Source organism: Polaribacter sp. 20A6, assembly GCF_011378915.1.
GTDB lineage: Bacteria > Bacteroidota > Bacteroidia > Flavobacteriales > Flavobacteriaceae > Polaribacter > Polaribacter sejongensis.
On the sequence record NZ_WTPZ01000003.1, the window covers coordinates 592,881 to 618,513 of the forward strand.

Sequence of the window (25,633 nt, forward strand, 5' to 3'; positions counted from 1 at the left end):
TAAAAATAGAAATAATGAAAAAAATAAAATTAATATACTTATTTGCAGCAATCGGGTTTTTCTCAATGACGAGTTGTGAAGATGTTTTAGATACAGATTCTTTAGGTTCATACCCTAATGATTTAATTTTTAGTGATCCGGCACAGTTAGAAAAGGTAGTGTATTCTGCTTATAATAGTACTGAAAGTTGGGGTTTAAATAAATCTATTTGGTGGGCGAGAAGGTTTAATGTTGAAGTGGGGTCTTTTGAAGCTAAATTTAATTTTAATGATTTAGATAGACTTAGAATTAGAGGAAATGGATGGACTGCTCTAAATCCAGGAGATTTTAATAATAAATGGAGAGACTATTTTTTGTTTATCAATGAAATTAATCAATTTTTAGACAATGTAGATGAAAGTGAAGCAATGAAAACAGATGCAGATCAGGTAAATATTTTAAAAGCTGAAATGCAATTTTTAAGAGCGAATCTTTATGCGAAGATGATTAAGATGTTTGGTAGCTTACCTATTTTTGATACGGCTTTTGGCTTAGGTTCAGAATTTAATCTGCCAAGAAATTCTTATGAAGAATGTGTTGCTTTTATTGTTAAGGAATTAGATGAAGCAGCAGCTGTTTTACCTGTAACAAGACCGGCGTCAGAATTTGGTAGAGCTACAAAATTAGCAGCATTAGCAGTAAAGTCTCGTACTTTATTATTTGCAGCTAGTAAGTTACACGATCCTGCTACATTGCCTAACGGTCCGTTTTACGACTATGCAAAAGCAACAAAATGGCAGGATGCAGCCGATGCAGCCAAAGCTGTAATTGACTTAGTTGGTGGTAGAGATTTAATTGCGACTCCAGATGCAGAAGCGTATCAAAAATTGTTTTTATCTGCAAACCAAGACATTCTTTTTGCTAGACCTTACGGAGAAACTTTATATGATTTTGGTTTAGATGTAAACTCATTACCAGATCAAACACAATCGCCAAGTGGTTATGGAGGATGGGGTTTATCGTCTCCAACACACAATTTTGCTTTAGAGTTTAATATGGCAGATGGTTCTACTACAAGTGGTGTTTCTTTTGATGCTGCAGATCCAAATGCAAATAGAGAAATGAGATATTATGCAGACTTAAATTATCAGGGAGCTACGTTTAGAGGTCGAACTGTAGATTATTCATTGTCAGATTCTATAGGGGTTGCACCTAATAGAGTACCGGCCTTTCCTCATGGATTGGATTCTTCAGAAGGATTAGGGAATGTTCGTCATTCTTCAAAAACGGGATACAATATTAGAAAATTTCAAGATGAGAGCCTTGTGACAACAACAGATGTATCTGCAGGTCGTCCTTATATATTATACCGTTTGGCAGAAGTGTACTTAAATTATGCAGAAGCACAAGCAGAATTAAACAATGATTCAGAAGCGAAAATTTACTTAAACAAAGTTTCTACACGAGCATTACAGCCTGAAATTACAGTAACGGGAGATGCACTAAAGGAAGCTATCAAAAGAGAAAGACGTATAGAATTGGCTTTTGAAGGTCATAATTTTTGGGATGAAAGAAGATGGATGAATCCTGATAATTTAGGTTTCGATATTAAAGGATTAAAATGGAAAAAGGAGGTTAGTGGAGTTTTAACGCATACAGAATATAGTGTTGTTACTAGACCTTGGTTTGATAAGCAATATTATTTACCAATTCCTAATCAAGAAATACAAAAAGCACCTGCATTGCTTCAAAATGACGGGTATTAAAACTTATTTTAGTGTAAGCTAGAATAATTTGAATTTGATTTGAGAAAATGCTGAAGATAACTCTTCAGCATTTTTATTATAAACAATTTTTTTATAAATAGAAACCTGTAAGGTAAAATAGGGTTAAGAGTTGGTAAATTTAATTAACAGCTTCTTTCTAAATTATACTTACTTTGTTTGCTAGCAATATTACTGTTTATAGTATCTTACTATTCAGGGAATAATTAACTAAACGAATTAACTAATATGAGCAATTTTAAAAAAAATGCCTTTTTATATTCTACAATTGTAGCCTTAGGAGGTTTTGTATTTGGACTTGATGCGGCCCTAATATCAGGAGCCTTTAAATTTATCACAGCAGAGTTTAATTTAAATGAATGGCAAGTAGGGTCTTTAGGTTTTGGACCTGGAATTGGAGTTTTAATTGCATTGCCATTAGCAGCTTGGTCTAGTAATAAATACGGACGAAAAGCGACCTTAAAAGTTATTGCAGCAATGTATTTAATATCTGCTTTAGGTTCTGCATTTGCACCTACTTTTATTACGTTGTTTTTAGCACGTTTATTAGGTGGTTTGGCATTTAGCTCAATTACTTTAGCTGCAATGTATATTGGAGAAATTGCTCCGGCAGAAGGAAGAGGTAAGCTAGTGTCTATGACACAGATTAACATAGTTGTAGGTTTAACAGCAGCCTATTTTATTAATTATTGGTTATTGCAAGCAACCACTTCAGATGCAGAATGGGTTACAACTTTAGGAGTTAAAGAATATACTTGGAGATGGATGTTAGGAATAGAGATTTTACCAGCTTTAATATGGTTTGGATTATTGTATATGGTTCCTAGAAGTCCTGCGTGGTTAATTTACCAAGGTAAAGAAGATGAAGCGAAACGTACTTTGTCTAAGGTAATTCCTGAAATTGAAATAGACGCTCACATTACAGAAATGAAAGTAAGTGTGGCAGAAAGTAATCAAGATAGATCTGTTGGATCTCAAATGAAGGAGATTTTTAGTAAGAAAATGACCATTGTTACCATTGTTGCTTTTACAATGGCAATTGTGCAACAATCTACAGGTATTAATGCTGTTTTAACGTATGCGCCAACAGTAATGGAGCAATTAGGTTTAGGAGAACAAGCAGCTTTTCAACAAGCAATTTGGATTGGATTGGTAAGTATTGTTTTTACTGTTTTGTCATTGGTTTTAATTGATAAATTAGGAAGACGTCCAATGATGATTTGGGGCTTAGTTTGGGTAATTTTAAGTTTAGGTATTTGTGCGTATGGTTTTGGTTCGGCAAAATATGAGGTTACAAACAAAGCTATTTCAGAAATGGCTCATATTCCAAATATTAATAAGTTATCATCTCTAGTTGGAGAAACATATCCTACAGATATCGCGTTTAAAGAAGCCGTAAAAAGTGTAATGGGAGACGTTTCTGCAAGAGATAATTCTAGTGAGTTTTTACAGAAATCAGCAGTGTTAAATGCTACTTTAATTTTATTAGGTATTTTAAGTTTTATTGCAGCTTTCCATTTTTCAGTTGGTCCAATTATGTGGGTGTTACTTTCAGAGATTTTTCCAATATCTGTAAGAGGAATTGCAATTCCATTTTTTGCACTTTTATCTAGTACAATTAGTGCCTTAACACAATTTTTATTTCCATGGCAACTAGCCAATATGGGAGCAAGTACCATTTTTATGTTTTACGGAGCAATCGTTTTTGTGGGGTTATTAGTATTGTATAAATTCTTACCAGAAACAAAAGGGTTAACGATTGAAGAAATTCAAGCGAAGCTTCAAAGGAAATAATAAAAAAGTAGGTTAACTAAAAACAAAATTATACATGAAATATCAAAAAATATATTTATCAGCTTTTCTTTTAGGGACATTCACTTTTCTAAGTGTTGGATGTGAATCACCTAAAAAATCAACAGAAACAAAAGAAACTACAGTTGTAACTCAACGTTTTTTACCTTTTTCTGATCAAGAAAATAAAGGTGGATGGATTTTAAATGAAGAAATAAGTGATGAATTTGAAGGCACAGAAATAGATACTACAAAGTGGTTTGTAGAAGGGCAAAATGGCGATTATTATATTTGGAAAGGTAGAGCTCCGTCTCAATACGCACCACATAACGTAGTTGTAGAAAACGGGAATTTAATTTTAAAAACACAATGGGAACCAGATTATAATTTTGCTAAAGAAACTTATGCTGATGGCGCAAATAAAGATACGTATGGAATTCACGAAGGAAAACCTTTACCAGTTACAACAGCAGCAATTGTTAGTAAAAAGAGATTTTTAAACGGGTATATGGAAATAAAATCGAAAGCACCACATGCAGCAATGACAGCGGCATTTTGGGCTATTGGTTTTGAGCAAGAATTAGACATGTACGAGCAATTGGCAGTGCCAAAAATTGCAAAAGAAGGTTCTATAGATAAGCATATGAATAGAACTGCAATTCATGATTGGAGTCCACCGTCTACCAGACCAACAAAAGCTTTTGGTTTTGATGAAAAACTAAATTATGTAACATCAGAAGGGTTTCATGTATATGGCGTAGAATGGGGAGAAGATTATTTGAATATCTATAGAGACGGTAAATTTATTCATGGGTTTACTCAAGATGAATTAGGTACAGATTGGGTATTGAACAATCCGATGGAAATATGGGTAGATTCAGAGATCTTTAAATGGTTGGGTGTTCCTCATAAAGAAGAATTACCAGCAACTTTTGAAGCTGAATATGTAAGAGTTTGGCAAAAAGAATCAGATAATTTATTGGCAAAAGCTAGCGCTTTTTATGGTTTTGAAGGCCCAATTTTATTTGAAGAAAACCCAAAACCTTTAACCATGGTTCCAGAAGATGCAACTGCAAATGAATACCAAAAGTTTTGGCTTTTTAGTGAAGGGTCAGAAAGATATTTAAAAATTACAGAAGGACATTATGCAAGTGGTGTAGAAGCATTACAGTTTTTTGGATATGGTAAAAATGATTCATTGAATGTAGAAAAAGTAATAGCAAAAACACCAGAAGGTTCTTTAAAACTTCCTGTAGGAGATTATAATTTATCAATGAAGGTTTGGTTAGATCAAGGTAGAATTACAGATTCTATCCATGTTACTTTAATGAATCCAAAAATGGAACTAACTTTTTCTGGTTTAAAAAAACTAGAGAGAAAACAATGGGTTACGGTAGAAAAGAAAGTTTCAAGACAAGCAGCATCCGCAGTTAATGATGGAATGATTATAGAAATTAGAAAAGAAGATTTACCTGCAACAAAAGCAGCTAAATTATACATAGACGATATTGAAATTAAAAAAGCTAATTAAGAATCTATATTTTTAGATTCAACGAATTCAATTTAAGATGAAAAAAAGTATTCTATTTATTTGTATGGCAATGGCAATGGCTAGTTGTGCTCAAAAAAAGCCAAACATTATTTTCTTGTTTTCTGATGATGCAGGGTATGCCGATTTTGGTTTTCAAGGAAGTGACGTAATGATAACACCTAATTTAGATAAGCTTTCTAAAGAAGGCGTAAAGTTTACGCAGGGTTATGTAACAGATGCTACTTGTGGACCTTCTAGAGCAGGATTAATTACAGGGAAATATCAACAAAAATTTGGGTATGGAGAAATAAATGTCCCTGGTTATATGAGTGAAAACTCAAAGTTTTTAGGAGATGATATGGGATTGCCTTTAGACCAAAAAACAATCGCAGATTATTTAAAAGAATTAGGATATACAAGTGCTGCCTACGGAAAATGGCATTTAGGTAATGCAGATCGTTTTCATCCTTTAAAAAGAGGATTTGATGAGTTTTATGGTTTTAGAGGTGGTGCAAGAAGTTTTTTTCCAATCAAAAATTTTAAAGGCATTCATCATGACAATAAAATGGAAAGAAATTTTGGTCATTTTGAAGAACCAAAAGGATATGCTACAGATGTTTTTGCCGACGAAGCAATTTCTTTTATCGAAAGAAATAAAGACAAACCATTTTTTATCTATTTAGCCTTTAACGCAGTGCACACGCCTATGGAAGCTACTCCAGAAGATATGGCAAAGTTTCCTAATTTAAAAGGAAAGCGTCAACAAGTGGCAGCAATGACATTGGCATTAGATCGTGCTTCAGGTAAGGTTTTAGATAAGTTAAAAGAACTAGGTTTAGATGATAACACAATTATTGTTTTTTCTAATGATAATGGTGGTCCAACAGATAAAAATGCCTCTTTGAACTTGCCTTTAAGTGGAACAAAATCGAATCATTTAGAAGGAGGATTAAGAGTTCCTTTTTTAATAAAATGGCCTAAAAAATTAAAATCAAATCAGGTGTATAATTACCCAGTAAGTACGTTTGATTTATTACCAACATTTTATGCTGCTGGAGGTGGTGATGTTGCAGATTTAGATGCGGTAGATGGTGTAGATTTAATGCCTTTTATTAGTGGAGCTGACAGTGCAAGACCACACGAAGATTTATTTTGGAAAAAAGAAACGCGTGCTGTTTATAGACATAACGATTGGAAATTGATTCGTTTTGCAGATAGGCCAGCAGAATTATATGATGTTTCTAAAGATTTAACTGAGCAAAAAGATTTGGCTTCAGCAGAACCAGAACGTTTAAAAAGCATGTTTAAAAAGTTATTTGAATGGGAATTGACCCTAGAGCGTCCGATGTGGATGTTAAAACAAACTTTTGAAAAATATGACATTGATAGAATGGATCGTTATAGAACTCCGGAGTTGGTAAAAGAAGAAATGAAGAAATACAATAATAACTAAATATAAAAATATAATAGAATGATGCAATTTAAGAAGTATACATTTATCGCTTTATTCGGCTTGTTATCACTTGTGAGTGTAAGTTGTGCGCAAAATAAATCAGCAGTAAAAGTTAAAACAGAAATAACGACTCCAATGCCATTTTCTGACCAACAAAATGAAGGAGGTTGGGTTTTAAATGAAGCGTTAAGCGATGAGTTTAAAGGAACAGAAATAGATACTGTAAAGTGGTTTGTAGAAGGTTTAAATGATAAATATTATATTTGGAAAGGACGAGCTCCTTCTCAATTTGTTGCTAAAAACGTTATTGTAGAAAATGATAAGTTAAAGCTAAGAACAGCTTGGGAACCAGATTATCCATTTATTAAAGAAAGCTACGCAGATGGTAATATGGGGTCATCTCAGTATGGTATTTATAAAGACGGAACGCCAATGCCAGTTACAACAGCAGGTGTTTTAACCAATAAACGTTTTTTATACGGTTATATGGAGGTGAAATCTAAGGTTGGTAACGCAGCTATTACAGGTGCATTTTGGGCAATTGGACATGAGCAAGAATTGGATATTTATGAGTTAATGGGAAATCCTAAAAACAAAAAAGGAAATATTAGAGAAGATTCTTATTTAGCAACAGCGCATGATTGGAGTCCACCAGCTCAACGTCCTACTAAGATTTTTAATCACGAATTGGATTTAGGTTTCCGCACAGCGGATGACTTTCATGTGTACGGAGCAGAATGGGGTGAAGATTATTTAAAATTATTTATTGATGGAAAAATGATTCGTCATTTTACACAAGATGAATTAGGAACTTCTTTTGTTTTAAACAACCCAATGGAAATTTGGTTAGATTCAGAGATTTTCTTCTGGTTAGGCTTGCCTCATAAAGAAGAATTACCAGTAGATTTCGAAATTGAATATATGAGAGTTTGGCAAAAACCATCTGATAATTTATTAGCTGAAGATGCAGCTTTTTATGGTTTTGAAGGGCCAATTTTGTTTGAAGAAAACGGGAGACCTTTAACTTTATTACCAGAAAGTTCTGTGCCAGATGAGTATCAGAAATTTTGGACAATAGATGGTGGTTCAGAAAAATATTTATCAATTGCTTATGGCGATTATTACAAAGGTGTAAATAGTTTAGAGTTTGCAGGATTTAGTAAAACTGAAAGTTTAGAAGTAGAAAAAGCCGTTGCTATGGCTCCTGAAGGTTCATTGGAATTAGAAGCTGGTGAGTTTACAATTTCGGCAAAAGTTTGGTTAGATCAAGGTGTTATTGCAGATAAAATACACTTGGTTTTACAGGATCCAGAATTAGAAGTAACTTTTGGAGATCTTAGAAAACTTCCAAGACGTGAATGGATTACGGTAGAAAGCACAATTTCTAGAGCAGTTGCATCCGGAGAAAAAGATGCCATTGCTATTGAAATTAGAAAAGAAGATTTGCCGAAGACAAGAGCTGCGAAACTTTTGATAGACAATATTGTTATCAAGAAAAAATAATTAAAAATCAACAGTAAGAAAACTTACGTCAAAAAATATATTACATGAGTACTACTTCAAACCTTCATAAAAACGCTATTACAAACACTTCAGAAAGTCCGTTTGTAAAGTTAAAGAGCATCAATTTTGGTGACTGTAAATGGAATGCTGGCTTTTGGTCAGACAAAGTAAAAACGGCAGAAAATAAGATGTTACCTTATATGGGAGATCTTTTGTGTGGTGATATTGGTCATGGATTAAATAACTTCAAAATCGCAGCAGGTTTAAAAGAAGGAGAGCATAAAGGTTTTTACTGGCATGATGGAGATTTCTTTAAATTCATGGAAGCTAAAATGTATATCTATGCGCAAACTAAAGATGAATCTTTATTAAAGGAATTAGATGAATATATCGATATTATTGGGCAAGCTCAAGAAGAAGATGGGTATATACATACGCATGTTCAAATAACAGAAGGTGTAGATCGTTTTGAAAACAGAAAGTACCATGAAATGTACAATTTCGGACATTTATTTATTGCAGGTTCTGTTCATTTTAGATTAACAGGTCAACGTAATTTTTTAGATATCGCTGTTAAAATGGCAGATTTATTACATGCTTATTTTATGCCAGATACTAAGCATTATCAACGTTTTGGATTCAATCAAACTCAGATTATGGGCTTGGTAGAATTGTATAGAACTACTAGAGATAAAAGGTATTTAAAATTAGCAGAAAAGTTTATCAACAGAAGAGGAACTTACGAAATAGAGCACGATTCTACTACGGTTGGTTACCCGATTGGCGATATGGTGCAAGAAAGAACGCCTTTTAGAGAATCTGAAGAGGCGGTTGGTCATGCTGTTTTAGCTTTGTATTATTATGCAGGAGCAGCAGATGTGTATGCAGAAACTGGTGAAAAAGCTTTATTGACTTCTTTAGATAAATTATGGGAAAACGTTACAGGCAAAAAAATGTATGTAACCGGAGCTGTTGGGCAAGCACATTATGGTGCATCAACGAGTTTAGATATGATTGAAGAAGGTTTTATAGATGCGTATATGATGCCAAATATGACCGCTTATAACGAAACGTGCGCTAACTTATGTAACGCCATGTTTAGTCATAGAATGATGGGGATTAATGGCGAATCTAGATATGCTGATATTATAGAATTAGTATTATATAACTCTGGTTTATCAGGAATTAGTATTGAAGGGAAAGATTATTTCTATTCGAATCCTTTAAGAATGGTTAATAATTCTAGAAATTACGATTCGCATGATGACGTAACTGAAAGTCCTGTAAGACAACCTTATTTAGAGTGTTTCTGTTGTCCTCCAAACTTGGTGAGAACAATTTGTAAAACATCTGGATGGGCGTATAATTTATCAGAAAATGGAGTTTCTGTTGTTTTATTCGGTGGAAACAATTTAGATACAAAAATGTTAGATGGTTCTGCTTTAAAATTGTCTCAAGATACAGAGTATCCTTGGAAAGGTTTGGTGAAAATAACTGTTGATGAGTGTAAAGGTGAAGCTTTTGATATTCAAGTTAGAATTCCGAAATGGGCAGTTGGAAGTACTTTAAAAGTAAATGGAGAAGATGCAGGTGTTGCTGTAAATCCAGGTAATTTTGCAAACATCAATAGAACTTGGAAAGCAGGAGATGTGATTGTTTTAGACATGCCAATGGAACCAACTTTTATTGAAGGTCATAACAGAATAGAAGAAGTTAGAAATCAATTAGCAGTAAAAAGAGGTCCAATTGTATATACTATTGAAACTCCAGATTTACCAGAAGGAGCAGCTATTTTAGATGTGTATTTAAAAGGAGACGCTCCTTTAAATGCTGTACATAAACCAGAATTTTTAGGAGGAGTTACGGTAATAGAAACAGAACTTTTATTAAGAGAAGGTAAATCGGATGACATGTATCAAACTGTTACAAAACCGGTCTTTAAGTCTTTTAAAACGCAATTAGTGCCTTATTACGCTTGGAGTAATAGAGGGCAAGCAGAAATGACTGTTTTTATGCCGGTTGTTTGGAATAATTAAATAGCACAAGGGGCTTAAGTGCCTTATTAATAACTTTTTTATTGATAAAACAGCTTATTCAATTCAGGAAACTGAAAAGAGTAAGCTGTTTCTTTTTTTGTAATAAACTATGGTAAAATAGGAATATGATAAGGTACAATAAAGGAACTATTTCTACATTTTATTTCGGTTCTTGAAGCCAGAAAATAAAATATAATTAGATTTAAACATCACACGAAATATACAATTATGAATAGAAGAAAATTCAACATTAAAAACTTATTGATACTTGGTGCAATTGCCTCTTTTATTGGCGTAAATTCTTTAAATGCACAAAACGGTTCTTTTAAAGAAGTTTCTAAAGAATTTCCGAGGCAAGAAAAGAATTTAAGAAAATGGGATTCTCCAGTGGTGGCAGATTTAGACAAAGATGGATATCCAGATTTGTTGATAAATGACCATGGTTATGCAATTCAAGTACAGTGGAATAATAAAGGAAAGTTTGCGAAACCTTTTGATATTATTATGGGAGATTTACACGGAGTTTCTGTTGGCGATTTTGATAATGATGGAAACTTAGAAATTATTATGTCACGTGGTGGAGGTTCTGGTAGTAATGCTAGAAACTCTAAAATGTACAAAGTAAAAGGAAGAGAATTTATTCCGATGACAGATTTTGAAGTGCCTTTAGCATTAATGCGTGGTAGAACTGTAAAGTTTGCAGACTTAGATAATGATGGTGATTTAGATTTGTTAAATTTTGCGTTTCCTGATGGCGCTAAAAAAGGAGCAAGTGAAAATTATGTATATGAAAATAATGGTTCTGGAGAATTAATTTTACATTCAACTTTACCAGCAAGTAAAGTAAACGGACAAAAAACGTTGATTACAGATATTAATAATGATAACATTATTGATATTATTTTATATGGTGATAAAAATGTAATTGTATATCAAGGAAATGGCGATTTAACTTTTACAGATGTTACAAAAAAAGTATTGCCTTATGATATTGATGAAGTAACTGCAGTTGCAGAAATAGATTACGATAATGATGGTGATATGGATTTGTTTTTCACCAGAGGATTAGAGTTTACTAAAGGAGAAACATTCTATAATAAAGAAACGCAAGACTTAGGTTTTTTCTCTAAAAGAGGAGAATTAGAAATAGATGATTTTGTTTCAGGTGAAGTTTTAAAATTGGAAAACTTTCAATCTCAATGGCCAAATAATGATACCTATTATATTGGAGAAGCATCTTACGATTATGTTTTTGATGGAGAAACACATTCTGGAAAAGATATTAATTTGGTAATGAGCGATGCTTTAGGTTTTCCTGATAATACAGATTTTAGTGCTAAAAAAGGATGGTATATTGGGTATGTTGGAAACCAGAAATGGAGAATTGCAGGATATCTTTGGGCGCCAGCAACAGGTGTTGTTCATAATGTAAAAAACTACACAGAATCTAAACATCCAGCAGGGTTAAATGATATTTTATTAGAAAACAAAGGGTCTAAGTTTGTAGATGTTACTAAAAAAGCAAACGTATTTTTAGAAGAACATACCATGGCTGTTACCGTTGCAGATTATGATAACAATGGTTTCGATGATCTCTTGGTAATTAGAAGAGGTAAATTGGTCTATGAAAACGAATCTATTTTGTATTTAAACAATGGTAATTCTGGGTTTAAATCAAAAGCAGGTCATAATATTATTACCAAAGATTTAGGTGGAATTGGTATGACTGTAGAGAATATAGACTACAATAAAGACGGAAGTGTAGATGTTGTAATTGGTGATGAAAGAGCGAAATGGCATTTGTTTAAAAACGAAATGGCAGATGGAAACAAGTCATTAACTGTTGAAGTGAAAAATTCTAAAAAAGGAAATATTTCTCCTCTAGGCGCTTTGGTAACTATTTCTTCTTGCGGAAATAAGCAACAACAAAGAGTAGGTACTTCGGCTTCTCAATATTCTTTAAACCACAACACTTTTGTTCATTTCGGATTAGGAGATTGTAGTAAATCTGTGAAAGTAAAAGTGACCTATTCTAATGGTGAAGTTTTAGAACAAACAGTAAAAACAACTAATACTGCAGTTGTAATTGGTAAATAATTTAGGGATGAAAAATAAATTTTTAACATTTATCATATTTTTATTTGTAACATCTTTTATCAAAGGGCAAATTTTGTCCTTACCAAAAAATTTACAACCAGAAGATAGAATTGCATTTGCCATGTATACAGTACATGAAAATACTGTGAAAATGACAGCACAATTTTATCCGATTATAAATTATGAACCTTTTGAAGCTACTTTAGAAATAGAAGAAAATGGCAAATGGGTAGAAAAAACGAAAGCAGCAATTAGATATCCAGGTTATACATCTCTTTTTAGAATTGATAATTGGGATGATACTAAAGAAGCTAAGTACAGAGTTGTGCATAATAACAAAGCTTTTTATGAAGGGATTATTCGTAAAAATCCAATTCATAAAGAGGATTTTATTTTAGCGGCTTTAACTTGTAATTCTATTTATCCAAGACATGGTGGAGACATTCCAAGAACAGATATTGTAGAAAATCTAATAAAACTAAATCCAGATTTATTATTCTTTTCTGGAGATCAAGTATATGATCATGCGCAGCATTATTTGTATTGGTTAAAATTTGGGACAGATTTTAAAGAAATCATTAGAAATACACCAACCATTTGTATTGTTGATGATCATGATGTTGGACAAGGAAATTTATGGGGAGCAGAAGGCGATAGTTCACCAAGGTTAAGTGGAGTTTCAGGAGGTTATTATAGACCTGCGGAATATGTAAAAGAAGTAGAAAGAGCGCAAACAAGTCATTTGCCAGACCCTTATGATGCTACTCCTGTAAAGCAAGGTATTGGTGTTTATTATACAGATTTAAAATGGGGAGGCATCAGTTTTGCTATTTTAGAAGACCGAAAATTTAAGTCGGGTTTATTAGATTTACCTAAATATGCGCCAGATATTTTTCCTAAAGGAACCAGAGATGCTATTTTTGATCCAACGGTTGATACTCGTAAACTAGATATTCCTACTGCAAAATTATTGGGAGAGCGTCAATTAAAATTTTTAGAAGATTGGACTACAGATTGGGAAAATGCTGAAATGAAAACAGTATTAACTCAAAGTGTTTTTGCTATGGTTAATAATTATACAGGCAAACATGATAGAGAAATAATTGCAGATTTTGATACCAATGGTTGGCCACAATCTGGTAGAAACAAAGCTTTGTCCGTAATTAGAAAAAGTTTTTCACCAATGATTGGTGGAGATCAGCATTTAGCAACATTTGTAAAACACGGTGTAGATAATTGGGGAGATGCAAGTTACTCTTTTGTAACCCCTGCAATTGCTAATTATTGGATGCGTTGGTGGGATCCAAAAAATTCTGGGAAGAACAAAAAGAAAAATGCACCGTATTATACGGGAGATTTTTTGGATGGATTTCAAAATAAAATTACAGTAGAAGCTGTTGGAAATCCTTCGTCAGAAGAAATAAAAGAAGGTGGAAAATTATCTACCAGAGTTGCAGGTTTTGGAGTTATTACATACAACAAATCTAAGAGAACCATTACGTTTGATTGTTGGGGTAGAAATGTAGATATTATGAACCCAAATTCTAAACAGTATACAGGTTGGCCAATAACAATTTCTCAGTTTGATAATTTTAATCCACGAGAATCGTTTTTACTACCAACGTTAGACTTATCAAAAGAAAACCAAGTGGTAACTATTAGAAAAAGTGCTACGAGAGAAATCGTTTCTTCGGTTAGAATTAAAGGAAAAACATATCAACCTAAAGTTTTAGAATTAGGTTCTTATACGATTGAAATAGGTGAAGGAAATACCCCAATAAAGCTTTTTGAGATTATTTCAAAACCTAAAAATAGAGCACACTTAAAAGTGAAAATTTAACAGATACTAAATTAATATTATTTTTAATCATAGAATATTATGAAACAAATTTCAAAACAATTAAAACTATTGTTCTTCGGAACATTTATAAGCGTAATGGGATGTACAGCGCAAGAAGAGCGTCCAAATATTTTATTCGTCTTGTGTGACGATCTTGGGTATAATGATGTTGGATTCAATGGATCTACAGATATTATTACGCCAGAATTAGATAAGTTGGCAAACGACGGAATTACGTTTACGTCTGCTTATGTGGCACATCCATTTTGTGGTCCAAGTAGAGCGTCTATTTTAACAGGACGTTATCCACATGAAATGGGGGCAGCATTTAACTTGCATAGTAATTCTAGTATGAATGATGCTGATAATATGGGGATTCCTACGGAAGAAACTTATATGTCTAAAGTATTACAAGATGCTGGTTATTATACAAGTGCTTTGGGAAAATGGCATTTAGGAAGTGCTCCAAAATTTCATCCGAATACAAGAGGATTCGATAATTATTATGGGTTTCTTGGTGGTGGACATAACTATTTTCCCGCAAAATATCAGAAGGAATATCAGAAACAATTAAAAGCAGGAAGAAAAGAAATTCGCGATTATATTCTTCCGTTAGAGCATAACGGTAAAGAAATTAAGGAGACAGAATATATTACCGATGCTTTAACTAGAGAAGCTATGAATGATATTCAAATAGCTGCCACTAAAAAAGAGCCTTTCTTTATGTATTTAGCCTATAATGCACCACACGTTCCTTTAGAAGCAAAAGCAGAAGATTTAAAAGTTTTTGCAAGTATTAAAGACAAAGACAGAAGAACGTATGCAGCAATGGTGTACGCAGTAGATAGAGGAGTTGGGAAGATTGTGAAAAAGCTAAAAGAAACAAATCAGTATGACAATACATTAATTGTATTTTTGAGTGATAATGGTGGTAATTTTGATCACGGAGCCAATAATTATCCACTAAAAGGTACCAAAGGAGATGCTTGGGAAGGCGGTTATAGAGTGCCAATGTTTATGCATTATCCAAAGAAATTAGGAAAAGGTTTAAAGTTTGATTTCCCTGTTTCATCGTTAGATTTATATCCTACGTTTGTTAATTTAGCGAATGGTAAAATTCCGAAAGACAAAATATTAGATGGTAAAGATATTATGGAGGCTGTAAAGAATAATACAGAGCCACATAAAGAAGACATGATTTACTGTTTAAGATATCGTCATGGGTTTAGTGATGTGGGAGCAAGATTAGGAGATTGGAAAATTACACGTATGGGTAATGAACCTTGGAGATTGACAAATATTACAGAAGATATTCATGAAAAGAAAAATATGGCAGGTAGATATCCAGAACGTCTTAAAAAAATGGTCGCAGAAACTCAAAAATGGACAGAAGGTTTTGCGCAACCTTTATGGTATTATTCTGCAAAAGATGAAGAATTATGGAAAGATGGTAGAATGCCACAATACAACGAAACTTTTGAGGTAGATATGTTAACGGATCTTCCTACTAAAAAATAGACTAAATAAATACGAGATTGTATTTATATAGAAGTAATGAAACTGGTGAGATTTTGATGTCTTTCCAGTTTCATTTTTTTACGCAATCTGTGTCTAGCAACGTGTACGCTGCCTAAAGAAATTCCTAAAAGATGTGCCATTTCTTTACCCGAAAAGTTAAGTTTTATCAATGCACAAAGCTTTCTGTCTGCTCTACTTAAATCGGGTACTTTTTCTTGTAAACGATCATAAAAACCCTTGTTAAGTTGATTAAATCTTCTATTAAAAGAATCCCATAAACTGGTAGAGCTTCTTTCGATCGTTTTTAAAATTATTTTTGATTTGTTTCCCGGATTTGCTTCTTTAATAAAATCGCTTAACTGTTTTATTACTTGTTCTTTTTCTATTAATTGAAGCGTGTTTGTGGTGAGTTCCTTATTCTTAACGTCTAATAATTCTTTAGAGTTTTGCTGCTTTTTTTCAAACTTTAAATTTTTAATTCTTTGTCTAAAAATTAAGGTTAAAATAATTACTAAAAATAGGATGATAAACAGCGTAATTCTAAAATTAAGAAGGGCTTCTTTCTCCTTAGCCAATTCTAAGTTTTTAATATTTAATTGCTCTCTTTTTTTTATAAGTTCTTCTTTGTAATAGTTTTTAATGGTTAAAAAACCTTTGTTTTTTTCGTTTCTAGGGTTTAGTAAAGCGTTGCTGATATCATTAGATTTTTTTTCATATTCATAGGCTAGTGAAAATAAATTTAGTTCTTTTAAAACTTCCGCATAGCGTGAGTATAAAAACGATTTATAGAAGGTTGTTTCTCCTAAATCTCCCTTTATTTTAGCGAATTTTTCAAAATAAAATTTGGCTTTATTAAGGTCTTTCTTTTTATGATAGATGATTGCTATTCTGCCATAAATAATTAGCAAAAACTTCCTGTCCTTGTTTTTTAATCCAGAATTTGGTGCACTGTTTTCTAATTGCTGTGCTGCATTTTTTAGTAGTTTTAACGCTTCATTTGGTGCATTATTCCACTCGCTAATACTTGCTTTTTTTTCGTCAAGAAAAATAGAATAGATAGGAGGTAGTTTCGTTTTTTTTGAAAGAACAATACAACTATCAATATAAGATTGTAGGTTTTCTTTGTCCGCAATACGTTGATAGTGTAAAACTAAATTATAATAAGAGTTGTAAATTTCTGATACGTCAATTTTGTGATGCTTATATAGTTTTCTATATAGTTCATGGGCTTTAATGAAATAGCTTTCAGATTCTTCATTTTGTTTATATAAATAGGTTAAAACACCTAATTCTTCATTGGCTTTTGCTATTAAAAGTTGGTTCTTATATTCTTCGGATATAAAAAGGGCTTCACCTGCAAAACTAAACGCTTCTAAGTAATTTAATTTAAATCTATTAAATCTACTTTGAGTAATAAGGGTGTTAATTAACAAAGTGCTGTCTTTTTTTATGAGCGCTTGTTTTTTTGTTTTAGTTAAAAAATTAGAAATAGAATCAAAAGGCATATTTAAAGGAATTATATGCTCTTCAAAATGAGTTTTTAATTGTTGTCCTTGTAAATACTGTAAAACACTAATGTTAAGTATGATTATAAGATAAAAACTTTTTTTTAAGTTGTTTAATGTTTTCATATACAGTGTTATATATTATTATTATCAAATATAAACAATTATTTATATTAAGTTGTTTTAATTAAAATAATAATCAATGTTAAGTTTTTGTAATTGGTTTTTTAGAGTGATTTTTAATATGATTCCATAGTTTTGGTTAAAAATAAACTCACGAGTAATTACAGGTTTTTAAGAATTTTTTTTACTATTTTTTTAGTAAGCTTCTTATTAAATGGTTTTGCTCAAAGTAAAAAACCAAATATTCTTCTAATTGTAGTAGATGATTTAAAAGATTATACTGGATTTTAGGAGGACATGCACAAGTGAATATTCAAACTAAATAAAATGAAAAAACTACCTATTATCTTATTTTCTTTTTTGCTGATTATAGCGTGTAAGGAATCTAAAGAGGCTCCGAAACAGTTAGCAATTAGTACCAGTAAAACAAATGTTTTAGATTTAGATAACAGTAAAGGAATTATTAATTATACCAACAGTCCGTATGTTAAATTAAAGAGTTTAAATATTGGTGATTGTGAATGGACAGATGGTTTTTGGGCCGATAAATTTAAAGTTGCAGAAGAAGTAATGGTTCCTTATATGGGGGAAGTTTTAAAAGGTGATGTTGGTCATGCTTTAAACAATTTTAAAATAGCGGCAGGACTAAAAGAAGGCAAGCATAAAGGGTTTAGTTGGCATGATGGTGATTTTTATAAATGGATGGAAGCTGCAACTTACATATATGCAATTAATAAGGATCCAAAAATTATTGGGGAGTTAGATGATTTAATTGAAATTATAGGAAAAGCACAACTAGAAAATGGGTATTTACAAACACAGATAACCACCAATAAAAATAGAAAACCATTTTCCGAAAGAAAGTATCATGAAATGTACAATAGTGGTCATTTATATATTGCTGCTTGTATTTATTATAGAGTTACGGGGAAAACTAATTTTTTAGATATCGCAATTAAAAACGCAAATAATTTATACGATGTTTTTCAACCTCAATCTGCAGAATTAGCACGTATGGGGTTTAATCAAGTCCAGATTATGGGATTGGTAGAATTGTATAGAACCACAAAAAATAAAAAATATTTAGAGTTGGCAGAAATTTTCATCAATATGAGAGGGAAGTCGAAAGTAAAAACGCATCCATCAGTTAGATATAACAATATTGGTGATATGACACAAGAGAGAACTCCGTTAAGAGAAGAAGATGAGGCTGTTGGTCATGCTGTATTAGCCTTGTATTATTATGCAGGAGCAGCAGACGTGTATGCAGAAACTGGAGAAAAAGCTTTAATTGATGCCTTAGATAGAATTTGGGGGAATATTGTAGATAAAAAAATGTTTGTTACTGGAGCTTGCGGTCAAAAACATGATGGAGGTTCATCGAATAGAGATTTTGTACATGAAGCATTTACTATAGATTATGAAATGCACAATGCACATGCTTATAATGAAACCTGTGCAAACTTATGTAATGCCATGTTTAATTATAGAATGTTGAATATAAAAGGAGAGTCGAAGCATGCAGATGTTATGGAATTGGTTTTGTACAATAGTGCCCTTTCTGGTATCAGCTTAAAAGGAGATTCGTATTTCTATACAAATCCGCTAAGAAGAACTGCGAATCATAAAATGGGTGGTACAGATTATCCCGATAGAGTTGGATATATTCCTTGTTTTTGTTGTCCACCAAACTTAGTAAGAACCATTGCTAAATCTTCTGCTTGGGCTTATAGTTTATCAGAAAACGGAATTGCTACAAACTTATATGGAGCGAATAAATTGGATACAAAATTACAAGATGGATCTGTCATAAAATTAAGACAAGAAACTCAATATCCTTGGGATGGAAACATAAAGATTACAATTGATGAATGTAAAAATGATGCCTTTGATGTACTATTAAGAATCCCTGATTGGGCAACTAGTTTTGAAATTTCTGTAAATGGAAAAACTCAAAATACAGCTGGAAAACCAGGGACTTTTGCAAATTTAAATAGACAGTGGAAAAAAGGAGATGTTATTACTTTAAATCTTCCTATGGATATTAAATTGTTAGAAGGGAATCCATTAATAGAAGAAGTAAGAAATCAAGCAGCTATAAAAAGAGGTCCAGTTGTGTATTGCGTAGAAACGCCAGATTTACCAAAAGGAACTGATATTTTGGATGTGTATTTACCAATAAAATCAAAATTAACAGCAACTTATAAACCGGGATTATTAAATGGAGTTGCTGCTATTTCAGGAAATATTAAAATTAGAAAAGATAAAAAAGAAGGAATGTACAGAACATTATCAAATCCAAAATTTGAAAATTATAATGTACAATTCGTACCTTATTTTGCCTGGTCGAATAGAGGTGTTTCAGAAATGAGTGTTTGGTTGCCTTTGGCGATAGATTAATATTATTCTGATCCTGCAAGGTCTTATTTTAACCTTGTAGGTTTAGTAAATAAACTAATTTATTTTCAAATTTTATGTCTACAAGGTTTTTGAAACCATTCAGGATAAAAAAACAACATTAATTAACAATATTAGAGCTGAGAATTAACAAAAATTCATTGATAACCAAAAAAAATATAAAATGTCTAGACTAATTTTAATACTGCTTTTGTGTCTTGGTAATGCTACTGTTTCCCAAGAGAAAACCAAATTTAACGATACACAGTTTGTAGATTTTCTTCAGAATTCCTTGAAAAAAGAGGTGGTAACTGATGCCGTTAGAAATTCTTTTTATAAAGAATCTAGAACATATTGGAAGGATCATAAATTAGATTATAATTTACATCCAGAAAAGTATAAAAAGGCGATGTCTTTGTTTCATAAGAATCAAGATAAATTTAGAAAAACTAGTAATGCTATCAGCATAAAAAGGAACGATAGAATTGAAAAAGCAGTTGCTAATTTTCAGAATTTTGATGATAAGAATTCATTTCCAGAAAATTCAATTTTATTTGTTGGAAGTTCTAGTATTGCTGGTTGGAAAACATCTATTTCATTTCCAAATTTTTCTGTTATTAATAGAGGAATTGGAGGTATGAATATGCATGAAATTACATTTCATTACAACGCACTTATAAAAAAATACAATCCTTCAATTATCGCCATTTATTGTGATATTGATATTGAGCAAGGAAAAGCGCCAGAAGAAGCTGTAGATGTGTTTAAGAAACTGGTAGAGAAGATTAAAGCAAATTTTCCTAAAACACCTATTTTACTACTTTCTATGAAACCTGTATTGGTAGATGATTTTATAGGGAAAGATATCCGCAAGAACAAAGCGATTGCCAATACACAGCTTTTGGATTTTAGTAGAAAAGAAAAAAATGTTCATTTTATTGATTTAGCCACTCCGATGTTGCATGCAGATGGAACATTGAAAACGGATATTTTTATTCAGGATGGGATGCATTTAAATAAATTGGGATATGAAATCTGGAATCCAATAATGAGAAAAAAGATTTTAGAGTTAACAAATAAATAATAAAAGTAATTTTTTATCACATGAAAATAGTTCAATTAATTTTGATTTTAACACTTGCTTTTGGTTGTAAATCGAAAGTTGAAAATCAACAAGAAAAAATTAAGAAAAGACCTAATATCCTCTTTATAGGTATTGATGATTTACGTCCAGAATTAGGGTGTTACGGATCTGATATTGCTGTAAGTCCTAATTTAGATAAACTAGCAACACAAGGATTATTGTTTGAAAACGCGTATTGTCAGCAAGCCATTTGCGGACCATCAAGAGCAAGTTTATTAACAGGGATTCGTCCAGAAACAAGTGGTGTTTTTCATAATTACATCAAATTTAGAGAAGCAAATCCGGATGTGGTTACTTTGCCACAACATTTCAAAAATAACGGATATGAAACTGTTTATGCGGGTAAAATTTTTCATCATGGAGATTTAGATGATGAGAAATCATGGAGTAGATTACCTGCTTTAGATAGTATGAAAGGTGTTAAAAAACCAGTAGGATTTGCATTAAAAAAGAACAATGAAGATCGTGTAAAAACAAAAAAAGAAATGGTTGCTAAATATGGTGCTGTAGCCAAGTATGGTTTAGCTTCTGGTGTTGCTTATGAATCTGCGGATGTTTCTGATAATGTCTATTCTGATGGTTATAATACTGAATTGGCAATTGCAACAATGAAAGAAATGAATGCTAAAAGTGACAAGCCTTTTTTCTTAGGATTAGGATTTAACAAGCCACATTTAAACTGGGTAGCACCAAAGAAATATTGGGATTTATACGACAGAGACAACATTGAACTATCAACCCAAGTGGAAAGTCCAGAAAACGGAGCAACCATGGGTTTACATCCTTCTTTTGAGCTAAGAGTTAGAAGTGGAATTCCTAAAAAAGGCCCTATTGATAAAGAGTTAGCAATTACCTTAAAACATGCATATTTAGCGTGTGTAAGTTATGTGGATGCTCAAATTGGTAAAATGATTTCGGCTTTAGAAAAAGAAGGTCTAAGAGAAAACACAATTATAATTGTTTGGAGTGATCACGGTTGGCATTTAGGAGATATGGGCATTTGGGGAAAAGCAACGAATTATGAGATTGCTACAAGAGTTCCATTATTAATTTGGACTCCAGGCATGCCAAAAGGAAGTCAAGGAAAAACCACAGATGCTTTGGTAGAATTGGTAGATATGTATCCTGCGTTAGCAGAATTAGCAGGTTTAGAAATTCCAAAACATGTAGAAGGAACAAGTTTTAAACCATTAATAGAAAACCCAAAAACACCTTGGAAGGCTGCTGCGTTTAGTCAGTTTCCTTCACCAGCCTTAAGAGAATGGGGTGGTTTCCCGATAAGACCAGCAATGCGAGAAACTTATTTTGGTCCACTTTTAGAAGAAGTTGAAGGGGAAATAAAAAAGCAGCAAAAAGAAAAATGGGATAGAAATTTGTTTGAAAATAATTTAATGGGCTATGCCATGAGAACCGAACAGTACAGATTTATTGTTTGGAAAGATAGAGAAAACAAAGAGAAAGAACCCGTTTTTGTTGAGTTGTATGACCATAAAACAGATCCAACGGAAACAAAGAATATCGCTAATAAAAATCCGAAATTAGTTGAAAAATTAATGCTACAATTTAATAAAGGTTGGGAGGGAAATACTCCAAAGAAAGCCATATAAAAAATATCTGCGCTAATCAGCGAAATCTTTGGGAGATATAATAACCGTGTAAAAAATGTCCCGCGGATTTCACAGATTTCCGTTGAAAAGTTGAAAATATATTTGTAAGAAATAACATATAAAACAACATTATAATGAGAAGAAGATATTTTTTTAAAAAAGGAGCAACAGCAGCAATCGCAGTTGGAGCAATACCTATGATAGCAACGTCATGTGCAAGTACAGATGACATGGTGTATGATCGAAATAATGATAAATGGTATCATTTAGGAACCGGTAAATCAGGTGTGAATTCAAGAAAAAAAACAGATGGATATGATGTTGCCGTAATTGGTGGAGGAGCAGCAGGAATTTGCGCAGCTGTTGCATCTGCAAGAAATGGCGATAAAACAGTATTAATTCAAGACAGACCTGTTTTAGGAGGAAATGCTTCAAGTGAAATGCGCGTGCATTTAAACGGAGTAAACAATATAAAAGGAAAAGCAGAACGAGAAACAGGGATCATTGAAGAAATTTTGTTACACAATCGTTTTGAAAATGAGCAAGAAGCTTTTCCTGTTTTTGATCATGTTTTGTACGATTTTGTGGTGAGAGAACCTAACATCACATTAATGCTAAATACCCAAGCCATTGAAGCCGTTATGGATGGAGATAAAATAAAATCTGCTTTGTGTTGGCAGGCAACAACAGAAACCATGTTTACCATAAATGCACCAATTTTTATTGATTGTTCAGGTGATGGATTATTGGCTGCAACTTCTGGCGCGGAATATAGAACAGGTAGAGAAGGAAAGGCAGAGTTTAATGAAAAATATGCACCAGACGAGCCAGATGGTTGGCAAATGGGGGCAACTTTATTAATGTCTTCTAAAGATATGGGGAAACCGATGAAATATTCTCCTCCTTCTTATGCTATTAAATACACGCATGAAGGTGCAAGTGAAAGGAGGAAATTTGCAGGTTTTCATGAAGGAATTTGGTGGATAGAAGTTGGGAGTGAAGATGATATTATTGCGGAATCAGAAGTGAATAGACATAAATTAATGGGCTATTTACATGGGGTTTGGGATTATATTAAAAATTCAGGAAAATTTCCGGAAGCGGAAAACTTAGCCTTAGATTGGGTAGGTTCTTTACCCGGAAGAAGAGAATCTCGTCGTTTTGTAGGAGATCATATTTTGTCTGAAAAAGACATGACAGAGCACAAACATTTTGAAGATGCGGTTGCTTTTGGAGGTTGGTCTTTAGATGAGCACAATCCTGGTGGAATTGAAAATATTTCTGAGCCACCAAGTTATTTTCATTATCACTTTAAAGAAGTATATCAATTTCCATTTAGAAGTTTGTATTCTAAAAATGTGTCTAATTTAATGTTTGCTGGTAGAAATGTAAGTCAGACGCATATTGCACTTTCTTCTAGTAGAATTATGGCAACGTGTGCTTTGCAAGGTCAAGCGGTTGGTACCGCAGCTACAATTTGTAATAAATATGATGTTTTGCCAAGAGAAGTTGGTCAAAAGCATATTAATGAATTACAAGAGCAATTAATGAGAGATGATGTTTTTATTCCGAAGAGAAATGCAAACGACCCAAAAGATTTGGCTAAAAAAGCAAGTACCATTTTTGGTTCATCGACTTCTTCTGGAGATGCAAAAAACTTAACAAACGGAATTTCGAGAGATATTTACGGAGAAATTAATCACTGGCAATCAGATGGACTTTCAGCTGAAATTCAGGCTGAATGGGAATCTCCAATTACATTATCATCCATAGAAATTAAGTGTGATACCAATGTAAAACGCAATATTATGATGCGTAAAGACAGTAAAAATGACGATTTGTATGGGAATTCTGTTCCTAAAGAAATGTTGAAAGCTTTAAGTTTTGAAGCTAGAGTAAATGGAAATTGGGTGTCTTTAGGTAAAATTACAGACAATAGAACCCGTCTAATAAAGATGAAGTTTAGCAGTGTAAAAACGACAGCTATTAGAGTAAAAATGACAGAAACTTATGGTGTAGAAAACGTGAAGTTGTTCGAATTGCGTTGTTATGCATAATAATTAAAGACCTCACAGGTTTTTAAAACCTGTGAGGTCTAAAAAAACTAACTTTTTTAGTATTTGATGATAAACTTTGTAAAAACATATTTATGGATATTGCTTCCACTTTTTTTGATTAGTGGCGCTGAGGTTCCTTTAAATTCAACTAAACCCATTCAACATAAAATCGTTGTGAATCATCCTGGGGAAAAGGAGTCTTTAACTATTATTCTGAATCAGAATGTAGATGAAAACGGACTTCCTACAGATTATTATATGGATGTGCAATCTGTAATTTGTTTAGAGCAAGTTTGTAAAGTGATTCCGGTAAGGATCTTTTGGAATAATTTAGGTGAATACCAACGTTACGAATTAGAAAATGGAGCAACACTAGAAAAATATGAGGATGCTATATTTGATCCGGAAGATTATCCGAAATTACACAGTATTCTAGCAAATATAGCATCTCCTTTTAAAGACGTTTATATTGATGAAATATTAACGGTTGTTGATGATGAATCTGATGCTATTTCTGGAGCAACAGCTCTTGAGTTAGATGAAGAAGATACCGTTCCTGGAGCCGCTTTAACATGTTATACTTTATGGCATTGGGCAAATGGAGAAATTGTTCAGAAAATTAAAGAGATTACAGGAAAGTCCGTTTCAGAGCAACAATTAAAGTTTTTTTTAGTTGATGAAAATCAGGCTTATTTTAAGATTGCTTTAGGTGATTTAGAACGAAGAAAAAATTACACAACACCTTTTATCAATAGGATAACCGAAAGAGTTTTAGAAGAAAAGTCTTTATTAAAATCAACTTTTGATTATTTAGAAAAGTCTCCTTCAAGCATTTATTTTTCTGCCACCAAAGAGGTGTTTGTAAAGGGAGAAACGGCTCATAAATTAGCGGCAATTAGATCTTTAAAATCAATAAGTTATAAGACAGATAATTCTTATTTAGATATTTTAAGTAATGAATTTTCTAAGTTAAAAACCTATCAAGAGGTTTCCTTTATGCTGGATTTAATGCAATCTAAAAATCCGAATTCTAAAAAAGTGGTAGAAAACGTTTTTCCTTTATTGAAAGCAGATTTTATCAAAGCTAGAAGAGGGTATTGGTTTTTGAAGAATCAAAATTTATCAGCAGAACAAAACGAAATTTTAAATAGTTTCAAGAGAAGTAATAAATCTTTGTTGTAATCCTCATTTATCTCTTTATTTTTTATAAGTATGGTAATTTTGATATGTTAAAAGATACAATTCAGCAATTTCATATCAAAATAGCG

The 25,633-nt window shown here is 32.4% G+C and carries 15 protein-coding genes; 14 read left to right on the forward strand and 1 reads right to left on the reverse strand.

Annotated elements, in window-relative coordinates; all coding sequences use genetic code 11:
- Positions 1-14 precede the first annotated feature (14 nt).
- From GQS57_RS09815 to GQS57_RS09855, 9 genes are all read left to right on the forward strand, one after another.
- Positions 15-1,745 carry a RagB/SusD family nutrient uptake outer membrane protein gene (locus GQS57_RS09815; RefSeq protein ID WP_165732667.1) on the forward strand — a complete coding sequence of 577 codons (1,731 nt, stop codon included), beginning with the start codon at positions 15-17 and terminating at the stop codon, positions 1,743-1,745.
- A 246-nt stretch (positions 1,746-1,991) separates the two neighbouring features.
- Entirely contained in the window at positions 1,992-3,557 is a 1,566-nt protein-coding gene (locus GQS57_RS09820; RefSeq protein WP_165732668.1) for an MFS transporter, read from the forward strand.
- A gap of 34 nt (positions 3,558-3,591) precedes the next feature.
- On the forward strand, positions 3,592-5,085 hold the full coding sequence (locus GQS57_RS09825; protein ID WP_165732669.1) for a family 16 glycosylhydrolase: 1,494 nt from the start codon (positions 3,592-3,594) through the stop codon (positions 5,083-5,085).
- 37 nt (positions 5,086-5,122) lie between these two features.
- Complete coding sequence (locus GQS57_RS09830; protein ID WP_165732670.1) at positions 5,123-6,538, forward strand: sulfatase-like hydrolase/transferase; 1,416 nt, start codon at positions 5,123-5,125, stop codon at positions 6,536-6,538.
- Positions 6,539-6,556: 18 nt separating this feature from the next.
- Positions 6,557-8,041 carry a family 16 glycosylhydrolase gene (locus tag GQS57_RS09835; RefSeq protein WP_165732671.1) on the forward strand — a complete coding sequence of 495 codons (1,485 nt, stop codon included), beginning with the start codon at positions 6,557-6,559 and terminating at the stop codon, positions 8,039-8,041.
- A 44-nt stretch (positions 8,042-8,085) separates the two neighbouring features.
- On the forward strand, positions 8,086-10,077 hold the full coding sequence (locus GQS57_RS09840) for a glycoside hydrolase family 127 protein (protein WP_165732672.1): 1,992 nt from the start codon (positions 8,086-8,088) through the stop codon (positions 10,075-10,077).
- Between the two features lie 228 nt (positions 10,078-10,305).
- Positions 10,306-12,174: a CRTAC1 family protein gene (locus tag GQS57_RS09845; protein ID WP_165732673.1), complete on the forward strand. Its 1,869-nt coding sequence runs from the start codon at positions 10,306-10,308 to the stop codon at positions 12,172-12,174.
- A gap of 7 nt (positions 12,175-12,181) precedes the next feature.
- Positions 12,182-14,014 (forward strand): hypothetical protein, encoded by a 1,833-nt coding sequence (locus GQS57_RS09850; protein WP_165732674.1) that lies wholly within the window; start codon positions 12,182-12,184, stop codon positions 14,012-14,014.
- Positions 14,015-14,053: 39 nt separating this feature from the next.
- A complete protein-coding gene (locus tag GQS57_RS09855) occupies positions 14,054-15,532 on the forward strand; it encodes a sulfatase-like hydrolase/transferase (protein ID WP_165732675.1) in 1,479 nt (492 codons plus the stop codon).
- A gap of 23 nt (positions 15,533-15,555) precedes the next feature.
- On the opposite strand, the gene GQS57_RS09860 is transcribed toward GQS57_RS09855, so the two are convergent.
- Positions 15,556-17,163, reverse strand: coding sequence for a hypothetical protein (locus tag GQS57_RS09860; protein WP_165732676.1), 1,608 nt, complete (start codon positions 17,161-17,163; stop codon positions 15,556-15,558).
- A 324-nt stretch (positions 17,164-17,487) separates the two neighbouring features.
- On the opposite strand from GQS57_RS09860, the gene GQS57_RS09865 reads away from it, so the two are divergent.
- From GQS57_RS09865 to GQS57_RS09885, 5 genes are all read left to right on the forward strand, one after another.
- A complete protein-coding gene (locus GQS57_RS09865; protein WP_165732677.1) occupies positions 17,488-19,560 on the forward strand; it encodes a glycoside hydrolase family 127 protein in 2,073 nt (690 codons plus the stop codon).
- Positions 19,561-19,741: 181 nt separating this feature from the next.
- Entirely contained in the window at positions 19,742-20,641 is a 900-nt protein-coding gene (locus tag GQS57_RS09870) for a GDSL-type esterase/lipase family protein (protein ID WP_165732678.1), read from the forward strand.
- 20 nt (positions 20,642-20,661) lie between these two features.
- The gene (locus GQS57_RS09875; RefSeq protein WP_205860250.1) at positions 20,662-22,308 is read left to right on the forward strand and encodes a sulfatase; all 1,647 of its coding nucleotides are present in this window, start codon (positions 20,662-20,664) and stop codon (positions 22,306-22,308) included.
- Positions 22,309-22,442: 134 nt separating this feature from the next.
- Positions 22,443-24,365: an FAD-dependent oxidoreductase gene (locus GQS57_RS09880; RefSeq protein ID WP_165732679.1), complete on the forward strand. Its 1,923-nt coding sequence runs from the start codon at positions 22,443-22,445 to the stop codon at positions 24,363-24,365.
- A 174-nt stretch (positions 24,366-24,539) separates the two neighbouring features.
- Positions 24,540-25,547, forward strand: a complete 1,008-nt coding sequence (locus GQS57_RS09885; protein WP_165732680.1) for a hypothetical protein — start codon at positions 24,540-24,542, stop codon at positions 25,545-25,547.
- Positions 25,548-25,633: the final 86 nt, after the last annotated feature.